The sequence below is a fragment of the Haloterrigena sp. KLK7 genome, assembly GCF_037914945.1.
GTDB lineage: Archaea > Halobacteriota > Halobacteria > Halobacteriales > Natrialbaceae > Haloterrigena > Haloterrigena salinisoli.
In genome coordinates, this window is sequence record NZ_CP149787.1 from 1,424,819 (window position 1) to 1,441,312 (window position 16,494).

The window sequence follows — 16,494 nt, forward strand, 5'->3', positions numbered from 1 at the left end:
ACCGATTCCCCTTTACTCTCGGAGTGAGATTGCTCCCGTATGAGCAGATTCGGCGAGGTCGACGACCAGTACGATCCGCACGAACTCGAGGGGCGGATCTTCGACTACTGGGACGACGTCGACGCCTACGAGCAGACGGTCGAGCACCGGTCGGACGGTGAATCCTTCTTCTTCGTCGACGGGCCGCCGTACACGTCGGGGTCGGCGCACATGGGAACGACCTGGAACAAGTCCCTGAAGGACGTCTACCTGCGCTTCCTGCGGATGCAGGGGTACGACGTCACCGACCGGCCGGGCTACGACATGCACGGCCTACCCATCGAGACCCGCGTCGAGGAGCGACTGGGCTTCGAGAACAAGAAGGACATCGAGGAGTTCGGCGAGGAGAACTTCATCCAGGAGTGCAAGGACTACGCCGACGAGCAACTCGAGGGCCTCCAGGAGGACTTCCAGGACTTCGGCGTCTGGATGGACTGGGACGACCCCTACCGGACGGTCGAACCCGAGTACATGGAGGCCGCCTGGTGGGGCTTCTCGAAGGCCGCCGACCGCGGCTTAGTCGAGAAGGGCCACCGCTCGATCTCGCAGTGTCCGCGCTGTGAGACCGCGATCGCGAACAACGAGGTCGAGTACGAGGACGTCGAGGACCCCTCGATCTACGTCAAGTTCGACCTCGAGGACCGCGAGGGGAAGCTCGTCATCTGGACGACGACCCCGTGGACGGTCCCGGCGAACACCTTCGTCGCCGTCGACGAGGAGGGCGACTACGTCGGCGTTCGCGCGGAGAGAGACGGCGAGGAAGAGTTGTTGTACGTCGCCGAAGCCAAACACGAGGAAGTCCTGCGGGAAGGCCGGTACGACGACTACGAGGTCGTCGAGGAGCGCTCCGGCGAGGAGCTGATCGGCTGGTCGTACGAGCACCCGCTCGCCGAGGAGGTCCCCGACCGTCCCGACCACGAGGGCGCACGCGAGGTCTACGCCGCCGACTACGTCGACACGGACGGGGACGGGACGGGACTCGTCCACTCCGCGCCCGGTCACGGTGAGGTGGACTTCGAGCGCGGCCGCGAGCTCGGCTTCCCGATCTTCTGTCCCGTCGGCGGCGACGGCGTCTACACCGAGGAAGCGGGCAAGTACGAGGGGCAGTTCGTCAAGGACGCCGATCCGGAGATCACCGCCGACCTCGAGGACAACGGCGCGCTGCTCGCCTCGGGCACCGTCCAGCACAGTTACGGCCACTGCTGGCGCTGTGACACGGGCATTCTCCAGATCGTCACCGACCAGTGGTTCATCACGATCACCGACGTCAAGGACGAGCTCCTCGAGAACATCGAGGACAGCGAGTGGCACCCCGACTGGGCCCGCGACAACCGCTTCCGGGACTTCGTCGAGGAGGCCCCCGACTGGAACGTCTCCCGCCAGCGCTACTGGGGTATTCCGCTCCCCGTCTGGACGCCGGAGGACCGCGACGACGACGAGGACATGATCGTCGTCGCCGATCGCGAGGAACTCGCCGAGCGCGTCGATCAGGATATCGATCCCGAGGACGTCGACCTCCACAAGGACACCGTCGACGATCTGACGATCACCGAGGGAGACACCACCTACACGCGCGTGCAGGACGTGTTCGACGTCTGGCTCGACTCCTCGGTCGCCTCCTGGGGCACGCTAAACTATCCCGCGGACGACAGCCAGTTCGACGAGCTCTGGCCCGCCGACTTCATCCTCGAGGCCCACGACCAGACGCGGGGCTGGTTCTGGTCCCAGCTGGGGATGGGCACCGCCGCGCTCGGCGAGAGCCCGTATCAGGAGGTGCTGATGCACGGCCACGCGCTGATGCCCGACGGCCGCGCGATGAGCAAGTCCAAGGACATCCTGATCGACCCCCACGAGGCCATCGACCGCCACGGCCGGGACGTCATGCGCATGTTCCTGCTCTCTAATAACCCGCAGGGCGACGACATGCGCTTCTCCTGGGACGGGATGCAGACGATGGAGAACCACCTCCGGACGCTGTGGAACGTCTTCCGGTTCCCGCTGCCGTACATGCGGTTAGACGAGTTCGATCCGCAGGAGACGACCCTCGAGGACGTCGATTCGGACCTCGAGCTGATCGACGAGTGGGTACTCGCCCGCCTCCAGTCCACGAAGGACGAGATGACCGAGGCATTCGAGGACCGACGACAGGACCGCGCGCTCGACGCGCTCATCGAGTTCGTCGTCGAGGACGTCTCGCGCTTTTACGTCCAGGCCGTCCGCGAGCGCATGTGGGCCGAGGAGGACAGCGGCTCGAAGCGGGCCGCCTACGCGACGATCTACCGCGTGCTCCGGGAGAGCGTCGCCCTGCTCGCGCCGTACGCGCCGTTCATCAGCGAGGAGATCTACGGGACGCTGACCGGTGACGACGGGTTCGACACCGTCCACATGGAGGACTGGCCCGAGGTCGACGAGTACTGGCAGGACGAACAGCTCGAGGACGACGTCGCCATCCTGCGGGCCATCGAGGAGGCCGGCGCGAACGCCCGCCAGCAGGCCGGCCGCAAGCTGCGCTGGCCCGTCCCGCGGGTGGTCGTCGCCGCCGACGACCAGCGCGTCGTCGAGGCCGTCGAACGCCACACGCCGCTGCTCGAGGACCGGCTCAACGCCCGCGAGATTGAGCTCGTCTCGCCCGACGACCGCTGGGGCGAACTGCAGTACAGCGCCGAAGCGGACATGAGCGAACTCGGGCCGGCCTTCGGCGACCGCGCCGGGCAGGTCATGAACGCGCTCAACGAGGCCCGCATCGACGAGCCGAGCCTCGAGGCGATCGAGGACGCCGTCGCGGACGTCCTCGAGGACGGCGAGGAGATCACCGACGAGATGGTCTCGTTCGTCACCCAGACGCCCGACGGCATCGCCGGCACCGCGTTCGGACTGAACGGCGACGACCGCGGCGTCGCCTACGTCGACGCCTCGCTGACCGACGACATCGAGAGCGAGGGCTACGCCCGCGAGGTCATCCGCCGCGTCCAGGAGATGCGCAAGGACCTCGATCTCGACGTCGAGGAGCGCATCGCGCTCGACCTCGCGATCGACGACGACCGCATCGCCGACCTCGTCGCCGAGCGCGAGGACCTGATCCGCGAGGAGGTCCGCGCCGACGAGATCGGCGAGATCGACGACGGCCACCGCAAGGAGTGGGAGGTCGAGGACGTGACGATGGAGATCGGGGTCGAACCGCTGGCGGCAGCGGAAGCGTCGGACTAGGCCGCTCACTCTTATCGACGATCTGCTTCTGATTCGTTTTCAGCCGCGTCAGTCGTATTCGGCCGACAGTGTCCGTGCCACAAAAGTCATGGTCGCTGATTTACCAGCCGTAGATAGTGACCTCTCGGATCCCCGTTCTCGTCATCGTTCTGCTACTGATCGGCACCGTTCCGGCCGGCGTCGCCGGCGCCAGCGGGATGCCGGCGGCGAGCGAGCCCGCGTCCGGTAGCGCTGTGGCGCTCGAGCCGGCTACCGAAGCCGCCACCACCGGCGCCCTCGAGTCGGCCGCTGCGACGAACACCGATACCGAAGCGGCCGCGACGGCCGAAGCGGACGATATCCTCCACCGAACGGTCGAACTCCGGCACCTGCCCGAGCGACCGGACGAGTTCGAGGCCGCGTTCACGTTCGACGTGCCGGAGCCGATGAGCGGCCTGACGGTCGACCTCGAGGGGGCGGCCGACGTGCGGTCGACCGAGGGATTCGAGGCGACTGACGAGGGAACCTACCGGTGGACCGGGGACGTCGAGGAGCCGACGATCCGAGCCCGGTTCCCGGCCGATCGGACGGGGACCGGCGACCGCGTCGGGCCGAGTCGGAGCGGCTACAGCTTCGTGGATACCGGCGAGTGGGGCGTCGTCCCCGTGCCGGGCGTCAGCCTCTCCTACCAGCGAGACGCCGACGTCAGCATCGGGATCGAGGAGACGGTGACCGTCGACGGACCGGGGGCGACCGGGAGCGATATCGCCGTCTTCGGGCCGGTGACCGAGTACGAACGGACCGCCGACGGCGAGACCGTCAGACTGGTCGTCCCGGAGGCCGCCGAGCTGCGGGAGGATCCGGACGCGATCCTCGAGACGCTCGGCGAGGCGAGCCGCGAGCTTTCGATCGCCCCGAGCGAAGCGGAGGTGTTCGTCGCCGCGGTACCGAACGACGTCGACTGGGGCTCGCGGGGCCTCCAGTACGGCGAGGCCGACGCGTGGGTCGTCGCCGACGCCCCGCTCTCCGAGGCCTCGAACGTCTGGCTCCACGAGTACGTCCACGTCCACCAGCGCTTCGCCAACGGCGACGTCGCGGCCGACGCCGCCTGGCTCGTCGAGGGCGGCGCCGAGTACCACGCCGCGTCGCTCGCCTACGAGCAGGGACTGATCTCGTTCAGCGAGTTCCGCGATCACCTCGAGCGCGGCGAGCGGTCGCCGTACGCCGACGGCGTCCTCGCCGAGCCGGAGAGCTGGGCCCACGAGCGGACCGACTACGCGAAGGGCGCGCTCGTCTACGGCGAACTCGACCGGCGGCTTCGGGAGGCGACCGACGGGGATCGACGCCTCGAGGACGTCGTCCGGACGCTGAACGCCAACGATGGCCAGGTGACGGCGGCCGACTTCCTGGCGGCGCTCGAGACCGCGGGCGGGACGGAGCTACGAGAGAGCGCGACACGGTACGCGCACACGACGTCGACGCCCGAGACGTGGAGCTCCCTCGATCACCGGTCGGCGTTCGGGCAGCCCCGTACCGCGGTCACGTCGGGGCTCGGCGACGAGCCCGTCACGGTCGACGGCCAGCGGTGGGAGCGCTGGGATCGCGGGGGGCTCTCGGGGCCCGGCGCCGAGATCGGCGCCGGCGACGTGCTGGCGGTGCCGGCCGGCGACCGCGTCGCGGTGCCGGTCGCGCTCGAGAACGTCGACGACCGCGCGGGGACCGCCGACGCGACCCTGCGGGTCGACGGCGACGTCGTCGCGATCGAACAGCGGTCGCTCGAGGCCGGTGAGACGGCGACGACGGCGCTCGCGTGGACGCCGACGAAGCCCGGGATCTACGACGTTCGCGTCGGGACCGATCGACTGACGGTCTACGTCCGGTCGACGCCGAGTACGACCGTCACCGAACTGCGGGTCGAACCCGACAGCGTCGACCCCGGCGAGTCGGTGACGGCGACCGCCTCGGTCGCGACCGCCGACTCCCTCCCCGCGGCCGGGCGCCTCGCGTTCCGGACCGCGTCGGGGACCGAACGCGCCGAGCCGATCGCGCTCGCGCCCGGCGAGACCGGGAGCGTCGCCACGGAGCTGACGTTCGACGACGGCGGCGACTACGAGGTTAGCGTCGGCGGGCGGTCGACGACGGTCTCCGTCGGCGGGATCGAATCGACGGTCGAATCGATGCCCGGCTTCGGTATCGCGGCCGCGACCGTCGCGCTGGGACTCGCGGTCGCGGTCGCGGCGGTCGGTCGGCGGCGCCGCTGAGCGACGGTCGTCTCTGGAACTATCGGGACGGCGTCTCGAGAGCGCACGCTCCGAGTCGCCCGAAAAGCCGTAAATCCGCGCAGCGCGATGTTTGCGTGCCGGTTACAGTTCGTCGGCGATCGACGGCGCGACCGAGACGGCGCTCACTTCGCGTTCGATCGTATCGGTGCCGTAAATCGCTTCGACGCCCGCGCGGCGGAGCTTCGTCACCGCGTTCCGCGCCAGCAGCGGGTGGACGCAGGTGACGAAGACGCGCCCGACGTCTCGCTCCCGGAGGACGCCGACGGCCTCGCTCATGGTCGATCCCGTCGCGATGATGTCGTCGGTCACGACGACGTCGCGGTCGGCCACGTCGACGTCGCTGGGGGAGATTTCGACCTCGGTGCCGGAGTGGCGAGTCTTCTCGAAGTAGTCCGTCTCGCCGTCGCCGTAGGCGTCCCGGACCGTTTCGGCGAGCTCGATCGCTCCCGCGTCGGGCGAGAGGAAGACGGGGTCCGCGAGCTCGGCGGGCAGCGGATCCGCCAGCCGGCCCGACGCGTCGACGGCGGTCGCCGTCGGCTCGAAGAAGTCACAGATCGCCCCCTCGTGGGGGTTGACGGTCACCACGCGGTCCGCTCCGGTCGAAATCGCCCGAGCGACCGCGCGCGCGGAGACCGGATGGCCCGCCTCGAAGGCCTCGTCCTGCCGGGCGTAGCCCATGTACGGCAGGACGGTGACGACGTCCTCGGCGCCGGCCTCGCGGACGGCGTCCTGGAGTTGGAGCAGTTCGAGGTGGGCGTCGCTCGAGACGGTCGAGCCGACGACGATCGCCCTGTCGTCGTCGAAGTCGGGAGCGGCCGCGAGCAGTTCGCCGTCGGGGAACCGGTCGTACTCGACGGCGGCGAGCGATACCTCGAGTTCGTCCGCGAGGGACGCGGCCAGCGTCTGCGAGGCCGAGCCGCTGACGATCGTGGTCATACTCGAGCAGACAGGGCGGGGGATAAACCCGCTTTCGTTCTCGTATCCGGCAGCGTCGGAGACCGACCGCGGCGGTAGCCGGGGACGGCCGGCTACTCCGATTCGTCGTCCGTCGCGCCCTCGCAGTGGCCCGCGTCGGTATTGGTCGAATGCGTCATCGTCTGGCCGTCGGTGATTCGGACGAAGATGCTGAGACAGTTCGATTCGTTCCAGTTCGCGGGGGTGATGTTCACCGGCTCGCCCCCGTTGAGACGGGCAGTCACGCGGAACTGCTCCCGGTCGGACGACCAGCTGTGCTCGAAGGAGATGGTCTCGTCGGCCCCTGGAGATCTGGTCTCCCAGTGCTGGATCTCACCGCCGTACTCGACGAGAATGTCGAAGGTGTGAGACGACTCGTCGAGGTTGTCGACGACGATTCTTCCGGAGACCTGCTCGGCGACGGTCTCGTCGCCTTCGTCTTCGGTTCCGTTTTCGGCCTCGTTTTCGGCGCCGTTCTCGCCGCCGCTTTCGTCGCTCCCCAGACAGCCGGCGATCGCACCCGTGAGGCTGACACCGGTCGCGGTGAGGAGTCGACGGCGTTGGATCCCACTCATATTCGAAGTTGAAAGTATCCAAAACAGATAAGTTTTCGTCAGACGGTCGAACCGTGATCGTCGACTCGGGACGTACTGGAACCGCTACTCGTCGGTGGGAACGGCGAGCCCCGTCACACCGCTGACGCCGATCGTCTGCGAACGCCATCGGCCGGCCCCGTCGTCGGGCGTCGCCGCGAGGAAGGTGCCCCGTTCGGTGACGGCGTAGACCGTCCGCCCGTAGCCGATCCCGACGATCGACTCGCTCGAGCGGTCGTACTCGGTCCACGACTCGTCGGCGGCGTCGTAGCCGTAGATCGGATTCGCGTCCCCGTCTCCGGCGACCGCGTGGGCGCGAGTCAACTGCCCGCGCTCGCTGCGCGGGTCCGCGGCGACGGTCTCGAAGCTCCCCTCGAGGGCCTCCATCCAGCCGTTGCCGAGCTTGTAGAGGCCGTCGGCGGTCGCGGCCAGCGGGACGCCGGCCGCGGAGACGTCCCGCACGTCGGAGAGACCGGCGTGATCGAGTCGCCCCTCGTGGACCCGGTAGACGCCGCCGTCGGTTCCGACGAGGTCGCCGTCGATCGCCCGCACCGCCGCGATGCCGTCGCTCTCGAGCGTCGTCCACTCGCGAGCGTCCGCATCGGTGCTTCCGGCATCGGCGCCGGCACCAGTGCGGGTGGAAGGCGACTCGAGGCGGGCGACGTCGCCGTCGGGCCCGGCGGCGACCAGCCCGGCGCCGTCGGCGCCCACGGCGACGGCGGGACCGAAGCCGCTGTCGACGAACGTCGCGTCGCCGGTCGTCTCGTCGTCGGTCGCGTCCGCGTCCTCGCCCGCCTCGAGGTCGAGCAGGCGGACGTCCTCGTCGGTCGCGATCGCGACGACGCCGTCGGTCGCCGCGATGTCGCGGGCCGTAGAACGGTCACAGAGGCCGAACTCTCCGACGGTGTCGTCGGCGACGCGGACGCGGACGACGCCGATCGAACTGGCGACGTAGGCCTCGAGGGCCCCTTCGCGGTCGCCGTAGACGCGCTTTTCCTCGATGGAATGCATACGTCCACGGTCGGGGTCCCGCGCCGAAAGCGTTCCGTCTGCTCCGGAATCCCTTTGAGGGGACCCATACGACTAGCGCGTGATGCAAGTGTTCGGATCGAGCGGAACGCGCGGCGTCGCCAACGAAGAGCTGACGCCGGCGTTCGTCCTGCGCGTCGCGAAAGCGGCCGGGACGGCGTGGGGGGTCGACCGGGTCGGTATCGCGCGCGACACGCGATATACCGGGCGGATGCTCGCCGACGCGGCCGCGAGCGGACTCGCGAGCACGGGGACGGACGTCGATCGGCTGGGGATCCTTCCCACACCGGGCGCGCAGGCGTACGCCGAGCGGGAGGGCATTCCCGTCATGGTGATCACGGCCTCGCACAACCCGCCCCAGTACAACGGCGTCAAATTGATCGGCAGCGACGGGATCGAGCTCGCGGTCTCCGACCTCGAGGGGATCGAGGAGGTGCTGCTCGCGGAGGCGTTCGACGTCGCCTCCTGGGACGAGACCGGTCGCGTCCGGGAGGTCGACGGCGTGAGAGGGGAGTACGTCGACGAACTGCTCGCGGCGGCCGACCGCGAGACCATCGCCGACGCCGAGCTGACGGTCGCGCTCGACCCCGGCCACGGCGCCGGCGCGCTCACCAGCCCCGAGTTCCTCCGCGAACTGGGCTGTCGCGTCGTCACCGTCAACGGTCAGCCCGACGGCCACTTCCCCGGCCGGGATCCCGAGCCCGTCCCGACCAACCTCGAGGACCTCGGGGAACTGGTCCGGGCCACCGACGCCGACGTCGGTATCGCTCACGACGGCGACGCCGACCGCGCCATCTTCTTCGACGAGACCGGCGAGTACGTCGAGGGCGACGCCACCCTCGCCGCGCTCGCCGCGGCCGAACTCGAGCCCGGCGACACGACCGTCTCGGCGGTCAACGTCTCCCAGCGGCTGGTCGACGTCGTCGGCGAGGTCGGCGCCGACCTCGAGCTGACGCCGATCGGGTCGACGAACATTATCACTCGAATCGAGGAACTCGAGGCGAAGGGCGAGCGCGTCCCGATCGCGGGCGAGGGTAACGGGGGGATCTTCTTCCCCGACTTCCGGCTCTCGCGGGACGGCGCCTTCACCGCGGCCCGATTCCTCGAGCTCGTCGCCCGGCGGCCGGTCAGCGAGATCGTCGCCCCCTACGGCGGCTACGCCAACGTCCGCCACAACGTTGCCTACGAGTCGACGGCCGAACGCGACGCGATGCTAGACGCCGCGGCCAACCACGCCCAGTCGGCCGACGCCGACCTCAACACGCGCGACGGCTACCGACTCGATTACGGCGACGCGTGGGTGCTCGCCCGCCCCTCCGGCACCGAGCCGCTCGTCCGGATCTACGCCGAGGCCCGCAACGCCGAGCGCGCCCACGAACTGGCCGACGAGATGTTCGAGACGCTGACCGAGGCGAAGGCCGAGGTCTGAGTCGGTCGATCAGCGAGCCGGTCTCGACCCCTCCTTCCGGCTTCGTCCGAGCTGACCACACTACGTGCAGTGGCGCGTGCTGAGCACCAGTGAGCCGGCGGCGAACTGGTGCTCGAACGCACGCGAGGGACGAGCGAGTGACCGGCGAACGGCCACCGGCCGTGAGCCACGGAGCGAGCGAATCGGCTGGGGAGGGCGTGGCAATTCCCCGTTGCCAGCGCGAGTAATCTGCGTACGTCCGTCAGTATCGCTCCAAACGCAGGCCGATTCAGCCGAATCGCTCAGCCCGGACGAGACGAACACTCATCCGAGGAACGGACTCGAGAGCACGAGCAGGATCGCCCCCGCCACGACGGCGCTGGCGCCGACCATCGCCGCGGTCGCCGCCCGATCGGAGCGCTCGAGTCCCGCCCTCGAGGCAATGGCCTCGACGGTCGTTCGGAGGAGTTTGCCGCCGTCGAGCGGGTAGCAGGGAATGCAGTTGAAGACGCCCACCAGCAGGCTGAGCCACCACGTCCAGAACAGGGCGTTCGCCGCGAGGAAGACGCCGCCGCCGAGGATCGAGAGCGGCCCCGTCACGGCGTAGAAGTCCGCGACCGGGCCGACGAACCCGCCGAAGTTCGCCGTCGAGAGGCCGTCGATCAGCCCGGCGAAGGGGAGGGCGAACGCCGCGAACCCGCGCGCTACGGGCGACGACCCGAGCCCGTCCGCGACCGGCTGCCCGCGGAGGACGCCGAGGTGCTGGGCGCTCGGATACGGATCGACGCCGAGGTCGGTCACCGTCGTCCCGCTCGTTCCCGGCACCAGGGAGATCCCGAGGACCGCCTCACCGTTTCGGTCGCCCAGCCCCACCTCGTACTCGCGGCGTTCGCCGTCGACGTACGCCTCGAGCGAGACGGTCTCACCGGGGGCGGCGTCCGCGAGCGTCTCGCGGAGATCGTCGCCGTCGACGATCCGCTCGCCGTCGAGGCGCGTGACGACCAGCGACCGCGGATCGCCGTCCGGGTCGGGGACGCCGGCCGCCGCGAGCGGGCCGTCGTCGTCGATCCCTGCGACGGCCGCACCGGCGACGACCGTCGTCGAGCCGTCGTCGGTCTCGAGGGTCGCGACCGTGTGATTCTCGAGGGCCGCTCGGAACTCGCGTTCGGTGGCGACCGGGCTGTCGTTGACCGTCGTGATCGTCTCGCCCGGCTCGAGCGCGGTCGCGTTTCCATTCCCGCCGTCGGTGCCGTCGTTTCCGTCGTCGCCGCCGTCGGCCCCGCTGTCGCTCCGCTCGCCGCCACCGGAGCTCGCCGCAGTCCCCTCGAGCGTGCCGGTAACGACGACCGATCGCTCGAGAGTCACCGTCTCGGTGCCGTCACGCCCGTCCCTGACGGAGAGGGCGACGCGCTCGTCGGTCGCGTCGAGGGCCGCGCGCAGGTCGTCGGCGTCGTCGATCGCCTCGCCGTCGACGGCGGTGACGACGTCGCCGCGCTCGAGTCCGGCCCCGTCGGCCGGCGTCCCGGCGTAGACGCCGCCGACGGCGACGCCCGGAACGGCGGCGATCGAGGTGGAGACGAGCAGGAACAGGGCGAGGAACGCGACCAGCGCCACCGCGAGGTTGTTCGTGATCCCCGCGGCGTAGATCCGGTTGCGGCCGGTCGGCGAGGCGTCGGCCTCGTCGGTCTCGTCGATACCGACGAACGCGCCGAAGGGGACGAGGGCGAGGAAGATCAGACCGGCCGACTCGACGGCGACGCCCTCGACGCGAGCGAGCAGCCCGTGGCTGAACTCGTGGACGACGACGGCGACGGCGAGGCCGACGAGGATCGCCGGCGTCGCCGCCAGCGGCAGGAAGTCGTTGACGCCCGGAATCGCCAGCGCGTTTCGCGGCTGGTTCACCTGACTGGCGCCCCCCTGCGTCAGCGCCGCGTAGGCGGCGAACAGGACGACGGCGGTCATCGCGACGAGCGACAGCAGCGCGACGACGGTGCCGACGTCGGTCCACCGCCGCCAGAAGCGACGGTAGCGCGGGCGGGCCAGTCGGTCGAGCGCGCCGAGCCCGTTCTCCGTCTCGCAGGTGACGACCGGTCCCCAGACGCTGATCCACGGCGGGAGGAGCCCGCGGGCCTCGAGGGCCATCGCGACGACGGTGGCACTCGCGGCGGCGATCCCGATCAGAAGCAGTGTCGTCAGCATGGCCGCCGACGGACGCTTGCGGGCGTTAAGCCGGTCGCTCGCGGTTCGATTCGCTCGGTCCGCTCGTTCCCACCGGTTCGCGGCATCGTATTCGATATCGTGATAGTCCCGATACCGTATCAATATCGCGGTCGCGCGGTCGTCGCGGTCTACGACCGGAGCCGGTTCCCGTACCGCGCGCCGACCCGTGCGGTCGCGAGCAGGAGTTCGTGAGCGGCGACGAGCACCACGACGGTGGCGACGATGAGGACGCCCTCGAACGGCCTCGAGAGCAGGCCGAGCGAGACGATCAGCGTCGTCGCACAGGCCGGCGGGTGGCGAGTATCGGTCCAGAGCATGCCGCCCGCGGTCAGCGTCGTCGCGATGACGCCGCTCGCACCGAGGCGAAGCGCCTCGAGCGAACCGGGATCGGCCGTGGCCGTGATCGAAATCGTGACGCCGAGCAAGTGGTAGGCGAGCAGGCCGGCGGCGACGCCGATCGCGTGGCCCCCGATCACGCGTCGCGGGGAGGTCGCCTCGCTGTCCTGGAACAACGCGAGCACGAACGCCGAGGGGCCAAGACTCGGGAAGAGCATCGGGAGGCCGGAGAGCCACGCCATCGCGGCCGTCGTCGAGATGAGAAGTCCGGTGTGGATCGTCGTCCCCGTCCGATCGTCCATAGCGATCCCTTACGTCTTCGATCGAAAAACACCCGCGATTCGATAGATCACCGGTTCTCGAGTCGGCCGGCGATCGTCGTCGGACGTTCGTCCGGTTTTCGGACGGTGACCGTGCAGACGACAGATCGACGGCCGGACCGTCGAATCCGGCATTTCAGCGGCTACGAGAGGGAACGATCGTAACCGGCACCGACGCCTGCCGCGTGACCGCTTCGGCGACGCTGCCCAGCAGCATCCGCGAGACGCCCGACCGGCCCTCGCTTCCCATCACGATCCCGTCGACGTCGTTGTCGCGGACGTACTCGAGGATCGCGTCCGCCGACGTGCCCTCGACGACGGCCGTATCGACGCGGCGGTCGTGCTCGGCGGCGATGTCGCGCACGTCGGCGAGGAACTCGGGTTCGTCCGCGTCGGCCCCGCCGCTGTCGGTCACCGGCGGCCGACCGCCGTACCCCGCCTCGAGTTCGTCGACGACGTGAATCACCGTCACCTCGTCGTTCGGGAACACCGCCAGCGCGTGCTCGAGGGCCGCGCGGGCCGTCTCGGAGTCGTCCATCGGAACGAGCAGGTGTCTGGTCATACCGGTGGTACGACGGCCGGCGCCTTCAGTCGTCGCCTCGAGGCCACCGTCCCGACGGTCGGTCCGAGTCGCGGGTGCTCGAAGACGCGCGGAGCGAGTTCGCGATCGCGAGGGCGTCCGAGCGCCCGCGGAGCGAACGGCGTTCGAACGCCACGGAGCGGGCAGCGTCCGCGTGCACACTTTTCCGGCGCTGTATCGACAGCGATGGCATGAGCGCGGACGAGTCCGGTATCGACGAGGAGGAACGGATCGACGAGGCGGTGAGCCGGAGCGATCTCGTTCACGAGCGGCTCCGCGAGTCGCCCGTTAAACGGTGGCTCCTGCTGGACGGGAACCGATACGTCATCACGGGGCTGTTCTCCGTGGTCGTCTTCACCGCGTGTGCGAGCATCGGCGTCGCCGGGTACGTTCCGGTCACCGATCCCGACACCGCGACGACGCTCGTCGCGGCGGTCGTCGGCGGGACCCTGCCGTTCATCACCATCGTGCTCGCGATCAACCAGCTGGTCCTCTCGCAGGAACTGGGCTGGCCGGGCGACCTCTCGGATCGGTTCGAGGAGATGGCGACCTTCCGGCGCGAGATCGAGACCCTGACCGACACGCCGGTCAGTCCGGCGGCGCCGGCCGACTTCCTGCAACTGGTCGTCGACACCGTCGTCGAACGGACAGAGCGGCTGGAGGCGGTCGCCGAGCGAATGACGGATCCGGACCGCGCCGCCGTCATCGGGGAGTTCATCGAGGCGGTCGAGACCGAGGGCGAACTCGTCTCGGCGTCGCTCGAGGACTCGGACTTCGGCACCTTCGAGACGCTGTCGGCGGTGCTCGGCCACTTCAACGGGGCGCACCTGTACGCGGCCCGGCAGATCCGGGCCCACTACGCCGACGCGCTCTCGGAGGCGGACCTCGAGACGCTCGACGACCTCGTCGAGTTGCTCGGCCAGCTGGCGATCGCTCGCCAGACGTTCAAGACGCTCTATATGCAGTACGAACTCGCGCACCTCTCGAAGGTGCTGCTGGTCGTCGGCTTCCCGACGCTTCTGGGCGGTGGGATCTTCATGATGACCTACTCGACGATCATCGAAGCGGTCGGATCGACGGGAATCCTCGTGCTCGTCGTCAGCACCGTCGTCACCTTCGTCTTCCTCCCGTTTACCGTTCTACTGGTCTACACGTTCCGGATCGCCTCGATCGCGTCGCGAACCGCCGACTTCGGTCCGTTCGTACCCCGCGTTGACTTCGACGAAGCGGCGGAACTCGAGGAGAGGCAGGAGTGACGCGTTCGAACGGTTCCACGCGGCACTCCCTCTCTATCTGTCGAACGTTCGCACAAAACACATATATTTCTAATAATACTCTGTTGCCATGCACCGTCGAGCGCTTATCGCGAGTCTACCTGTCGGAGCGGTACCCCTGTTCAGCGGCTGTGTCGATTGGACGACTGCCTCCCACAGGATCTCCCTCGCTCCCGTGGATGCCGCCGAGGTCACGCACACTGCGACGAGAACGGCGGACGATTTATCCCCCTCGCCGCTCGTCGGTGACCTCGTGTCCGCCCTCCTCGACGAGGAAGCGATCACACTGGAACTCTCCGGTACCCTCGATCTGTTCGAGCACTCGTCGTTTCATCACGGACCCGTCTACTACCGAACCGAAGAGGGGGCGCCGGTCTATCGGTTCGACCGAGAGACGCTCGACGAAGGGACAGTCACCGGACCGAAATACGAGATCTCCCGAATTCACGCCCTCCCCGACGACGTGTCGGCAACTGACGAGGGCGAAGTCCTGCCGTTCACGGACCTTCCCGAGTACGAACGGTGGCGAGTCCACGAAGCGTTCACCTTTTCGGACGGGAGATTGATCTTCTTTACGAATCCGGTCGTTATCAGCTATCTCGAGCCCGATTGGGAGGAGAATTCGCGACTCCTCGGCGGCGTCGAGCAACGGTTCCTCGAATTCAACGACAGGTACGTAGAATTGAAGGAACGAGAGACGGTTTCGGAACCCGTACAGCGGATTCGAGTATCGGGAGAGCGGTTCGCGGAGGACGAGGACTCGTTCGCGGAGCGGATTCTCGACGAATACGCCGTCGACGCGACGGCGATGAGCGAAGACGCGCAGCAGTTACTCGACGACGTTCGCGAGAACGGCGGTTCGCTCACCGCTTCCGACGAGGACAGCGGGTTCGAGGAGCAGCAGGAGATACTGGAAGAGTTCGAATCGAAACGCGACGAAACCGAGACGCCTCCCGGAGAGAGACCTGGGGCGTATATTCTGTACGAGGACGAATACTATCGTCTCAGTTGGAGTTCTCACGTGGCACCATAGCAGCAGTAGTTACTACCGAACGAAATTCGAGAACGGACGTCGGTTCCGGGGCATCGATCCGATCAGATCGGGTCCTCGACCTCGAGCGCGTCCTCCAGCCGCTCGCGCTCGCGGCGCAGCGACTCGAGTTCGTCGGCGACCCGGCCGTCGGCCAGCCGCTCGCGCTCGGCGGCCGAAAGCCGTGCGACCGCCTGCGCCGCGGTCTGGAGTCGATCGTACTCGAAATCGGGATCGGTCGTCAGTCGGCGGACCGACCGCAGCTTCGCGACGACGTCTTCGCCGGCGACGCGCTCGACGAACGGGCGACACTCGCGGATCCGGTGTCGGAGCGCGCCCGCCTCGCCCGGCGGCCACGGGATCGTCAGCGGCTCGGCGTCGATCCCGTCGAGGAACGTCTGCTGGGTCGCCACCCGCCGCTTGAGTTCGTCCGCGCTCTCGACGTAGTGCTCGAGTTTCGACCGCGAGTAGTTCGCGTACTCCAGCAGTTCGGGAATCGTGTACTCGCCGGCCGGATCCTCGCGGACGTATCTCGCGAGGTCGTCCGGCGGTCGCTCGTAGTCGACGAAGGGGTACCAGCGGCTCCGCTCGAGCAGTTCGAACACCTCGCGAGCCGACGCCTCGAGGCGGTACTCCTCGAACGCCGCCTCGATCGCCTCGTTGTACGTCGCGATCGGCTCGCGGAGCTCCTCGACCGGCGCCTCGAGGTCGGCCTCGCCGAGTTCGACCAGCCGTTCGCGGTCCGCGATCGCGTCGTCGAGTTCGCGCCGGCGCTTCGCGGCGGCGGTTCGGGCCTCGTCGATCGACTCCCGGGCGTCCTCGCGCTCGTCGAGCAGTTCGGCGTATCGGGCCGCCGGCTCGAGGGCCTCGTGGGCCCGCTCGAAGTCCGACTCGCTGAGCCGGCGCTTGTCGAGAACGTCGAGGGCCTCCTCGAACGCCTCGCGGCCCTTCAGATCGTCGGGCAGTCCCGAGACCAGCGAGTCGAACTTCCCCTCGAGTTCGACGTAGGCCTCGAAGTTCTCCCGACCGGTGCCCGTCGCCCTGTCGACGTAGTCCTCGAGCAACGCCGTCGCGTCCCGGTAGGCCTCGGCGGCCTCGGCGACCGCCTCGCCCCCGTGGTCTTCGATGCGCCGTTCGGCCTCCTCGAAGCGGTCGCGGGCCGCCTCGAGGGCCTCGAGCGGGGACCGTCCCGCGGACCCGGTTCCGGCGGCGTCGCCGCCGCGGTGGGCGCGTTCACTCATGG

Annotated in this window: 12 protein-coding genes; 5 read left to right on the forward strand and 7 right to left on the reverse strand. The window is 68.9% G+C overall.

Going from position 1 to position 16,494, the window contains the following annotated elements:
- The first annotated feature begins 39 nt into the window (after window positions 1-39).
- Together ileS and WD430_RS07065 are read left to right on the forward strand one after the other, a co-directional pair.
- Window positions 40-3,246 carry an isoleucine--tRNA ligase gene (gene ileS, locus WD430_RS07060; protein ID WP_339105310.1) on the forward strand — a complete coding sequence of 1,069 codons (3,207 nt, stop codon included), beginning with the start codon at window positions 40-42 and terminating at the stop codon, window positions 3,244-3,246.
- Window positions 3,247-3,362: 116 nt separating this feature from the next.
- Window positions 3,363-5,486, forward strand: coding sequence for a hypothetical protein (locus WD430_RS07065; protein WP_339105311.1), 2,124 nt, complete (start codon window positions 3,363-3,365; stop codon window positions 5,484-5,486).
- A gap of 102 nt (window positions 5,487-5,588) precedes the next feature.
- Here the strand turns inward: WD430_RS07065 and WD430_RS07070 are convergent, their stop codons facing one another.
- From WD430_RS07070 to WD430_RS07080, 3 genes are all read right to left on the reverse strand, one after another.
- Entirely contained in the window at window positions 5,589-6,443 is an 855-nt protein-coding gene (locus WD430_RS07070) for a ribose-phosphate diphosphokinase (RefSeq protein WP_339105312.1), read from the reverse strand.
- A gap of 92 nt (window positions 6,444-6,535) precedes the next feature.
- A complete protein-coding gene (locus tag WD430_RS07075) occupies window positions 6,536-7,036 on the reverse strand; it encodes a hypothetical protein (RefSeq protein WP_339105313.1) in 501 nt (166 codons plus the stop codon).
- Window positions 7,037-7,120: 84 nt separating this feature from the next.
- Complete coding sequence (locus tag WD430_RS07080) at window positions 7,121-8,065, reverse strand: hypothetical protein (RefSeq protein ID WP_339105314.1); 945 nt, start codon at window positions 8,063-8,065, stop codon at window positions 7,121-7,123.
- An 82-nt stretch (window positions 8,066-8,147) separates the two neighbouring features.
- Here WD430_RS07080 and glmM point away from each other — a divergent pair, with 82 nt between their 5' ends.
- A complete protein-coding gene (gene glmM / locus WD430_RS07085) occupies window positions 8,148-9,512 on the forward strand; it encodes a phosphoglucosamine mutase (RefSeq protein ID WP_339105315.1) in 1,365 nt (454 codons plus the stop codon).
- Between the two features lie 303 nt (window positions 9,513-9,815).
- On the opposite strand, the gene WD430_RS07090 is transcribed toward glmM, so the two are convergent.
- The 3 genes from WD430_RS07090 to WD430_RS07100 all read right to left on the reverse strand — a co-directional run bounded on the left by WD430_RS07090 (window position 9,816) and on the right by WD430_RS07100 (window position 12,929).
- Window positions 9,816-11,690 carry a site-2 protease family protein gene (locus WD430_RS07090; protein ID WP_339105316.1) on the reverse strand — a complete coding sequence of 625 codons (1,875 nt, stop codon included), beginning with the start codon at window positions 11,688-11,690 and terminating at the stop codon, window positions 9,816-9,818.
- 149 nt (window positions 11,691-11,839) lie between these two features.
- Window positions 11,840-12,349: an HPP family protein gene (locus WD430_RS07095; RefSeq protein WP_339105317.1), complete on the reverse strand. Its 510-nt coding sequence runs from the start codon at window positions 12,347-12,349 to the stop codon at window positions 11,840-11,842.
- 154 nt (window positions 12,350-12,503) lie between these two features.
- The gene (locus tag WD430_RS07100; RefSeq protein WP_339105318.1) at window positions 12,504-12,929 is read right to left on the reverse strand and encodes a universal stress protein; all 426 of its coding nucleotides are present in this window, start codon (window positions 12,927-12,929) and stop codon (window positions 12,504-12,506) included.
- Between the two features lie 209 nt (window positions 12,930-13,138).
- Between WD430_RS07100 and WD430_RS07105 the strand changes: the two genes are divergently transcribed.
- Together WD430_RS07105 and WD430_RS07110 are read left to right on the forward strand one after the other, a co-directional pair.
- Window positions 13,139-14,203 (forward strand): hypothetical protein, encoded by a 1,065-nt coding sequence (locus tag WD430_RS07105; RefSeq protein ID WP_339105319.1) that lies wholly within the window; start codon window positions 13,139-13,141, stop codon window positions 14,201-14,203.
- A 193-nt stretch (window positions 14,204-14,396) separates the two neighbouring features.
- On the forward strand, window positions 14,397-15,254 hold the full coding sequence (locus WD430_RS07110; RefSeq protein ID WP_339105320.1) for a hypothetical protein: 858 nt from the start codon (window positions 14,397-14,399) through the stop codon (window positions 15,252-15,254).
- A 62-nt stretch (window positions 15,255-15,316) separates the two neighbouring features.
- On the opposite strand, the gene WD430_RS07115 is transcribed toward WD430_RS07110, so the two are convergent.
- Complete coding sequence (locus WD430_RS07115; protein WP_339105321.1) at window positions 15,317-16,492, reverse strand: hypothetical protein; 1,176 nt, start codon at window positions 16,490-16,492, stop codon at window positions 15,317-15,319.
- Window positions 16,493-16,494 lie beyond the last annotated feature (2 nt).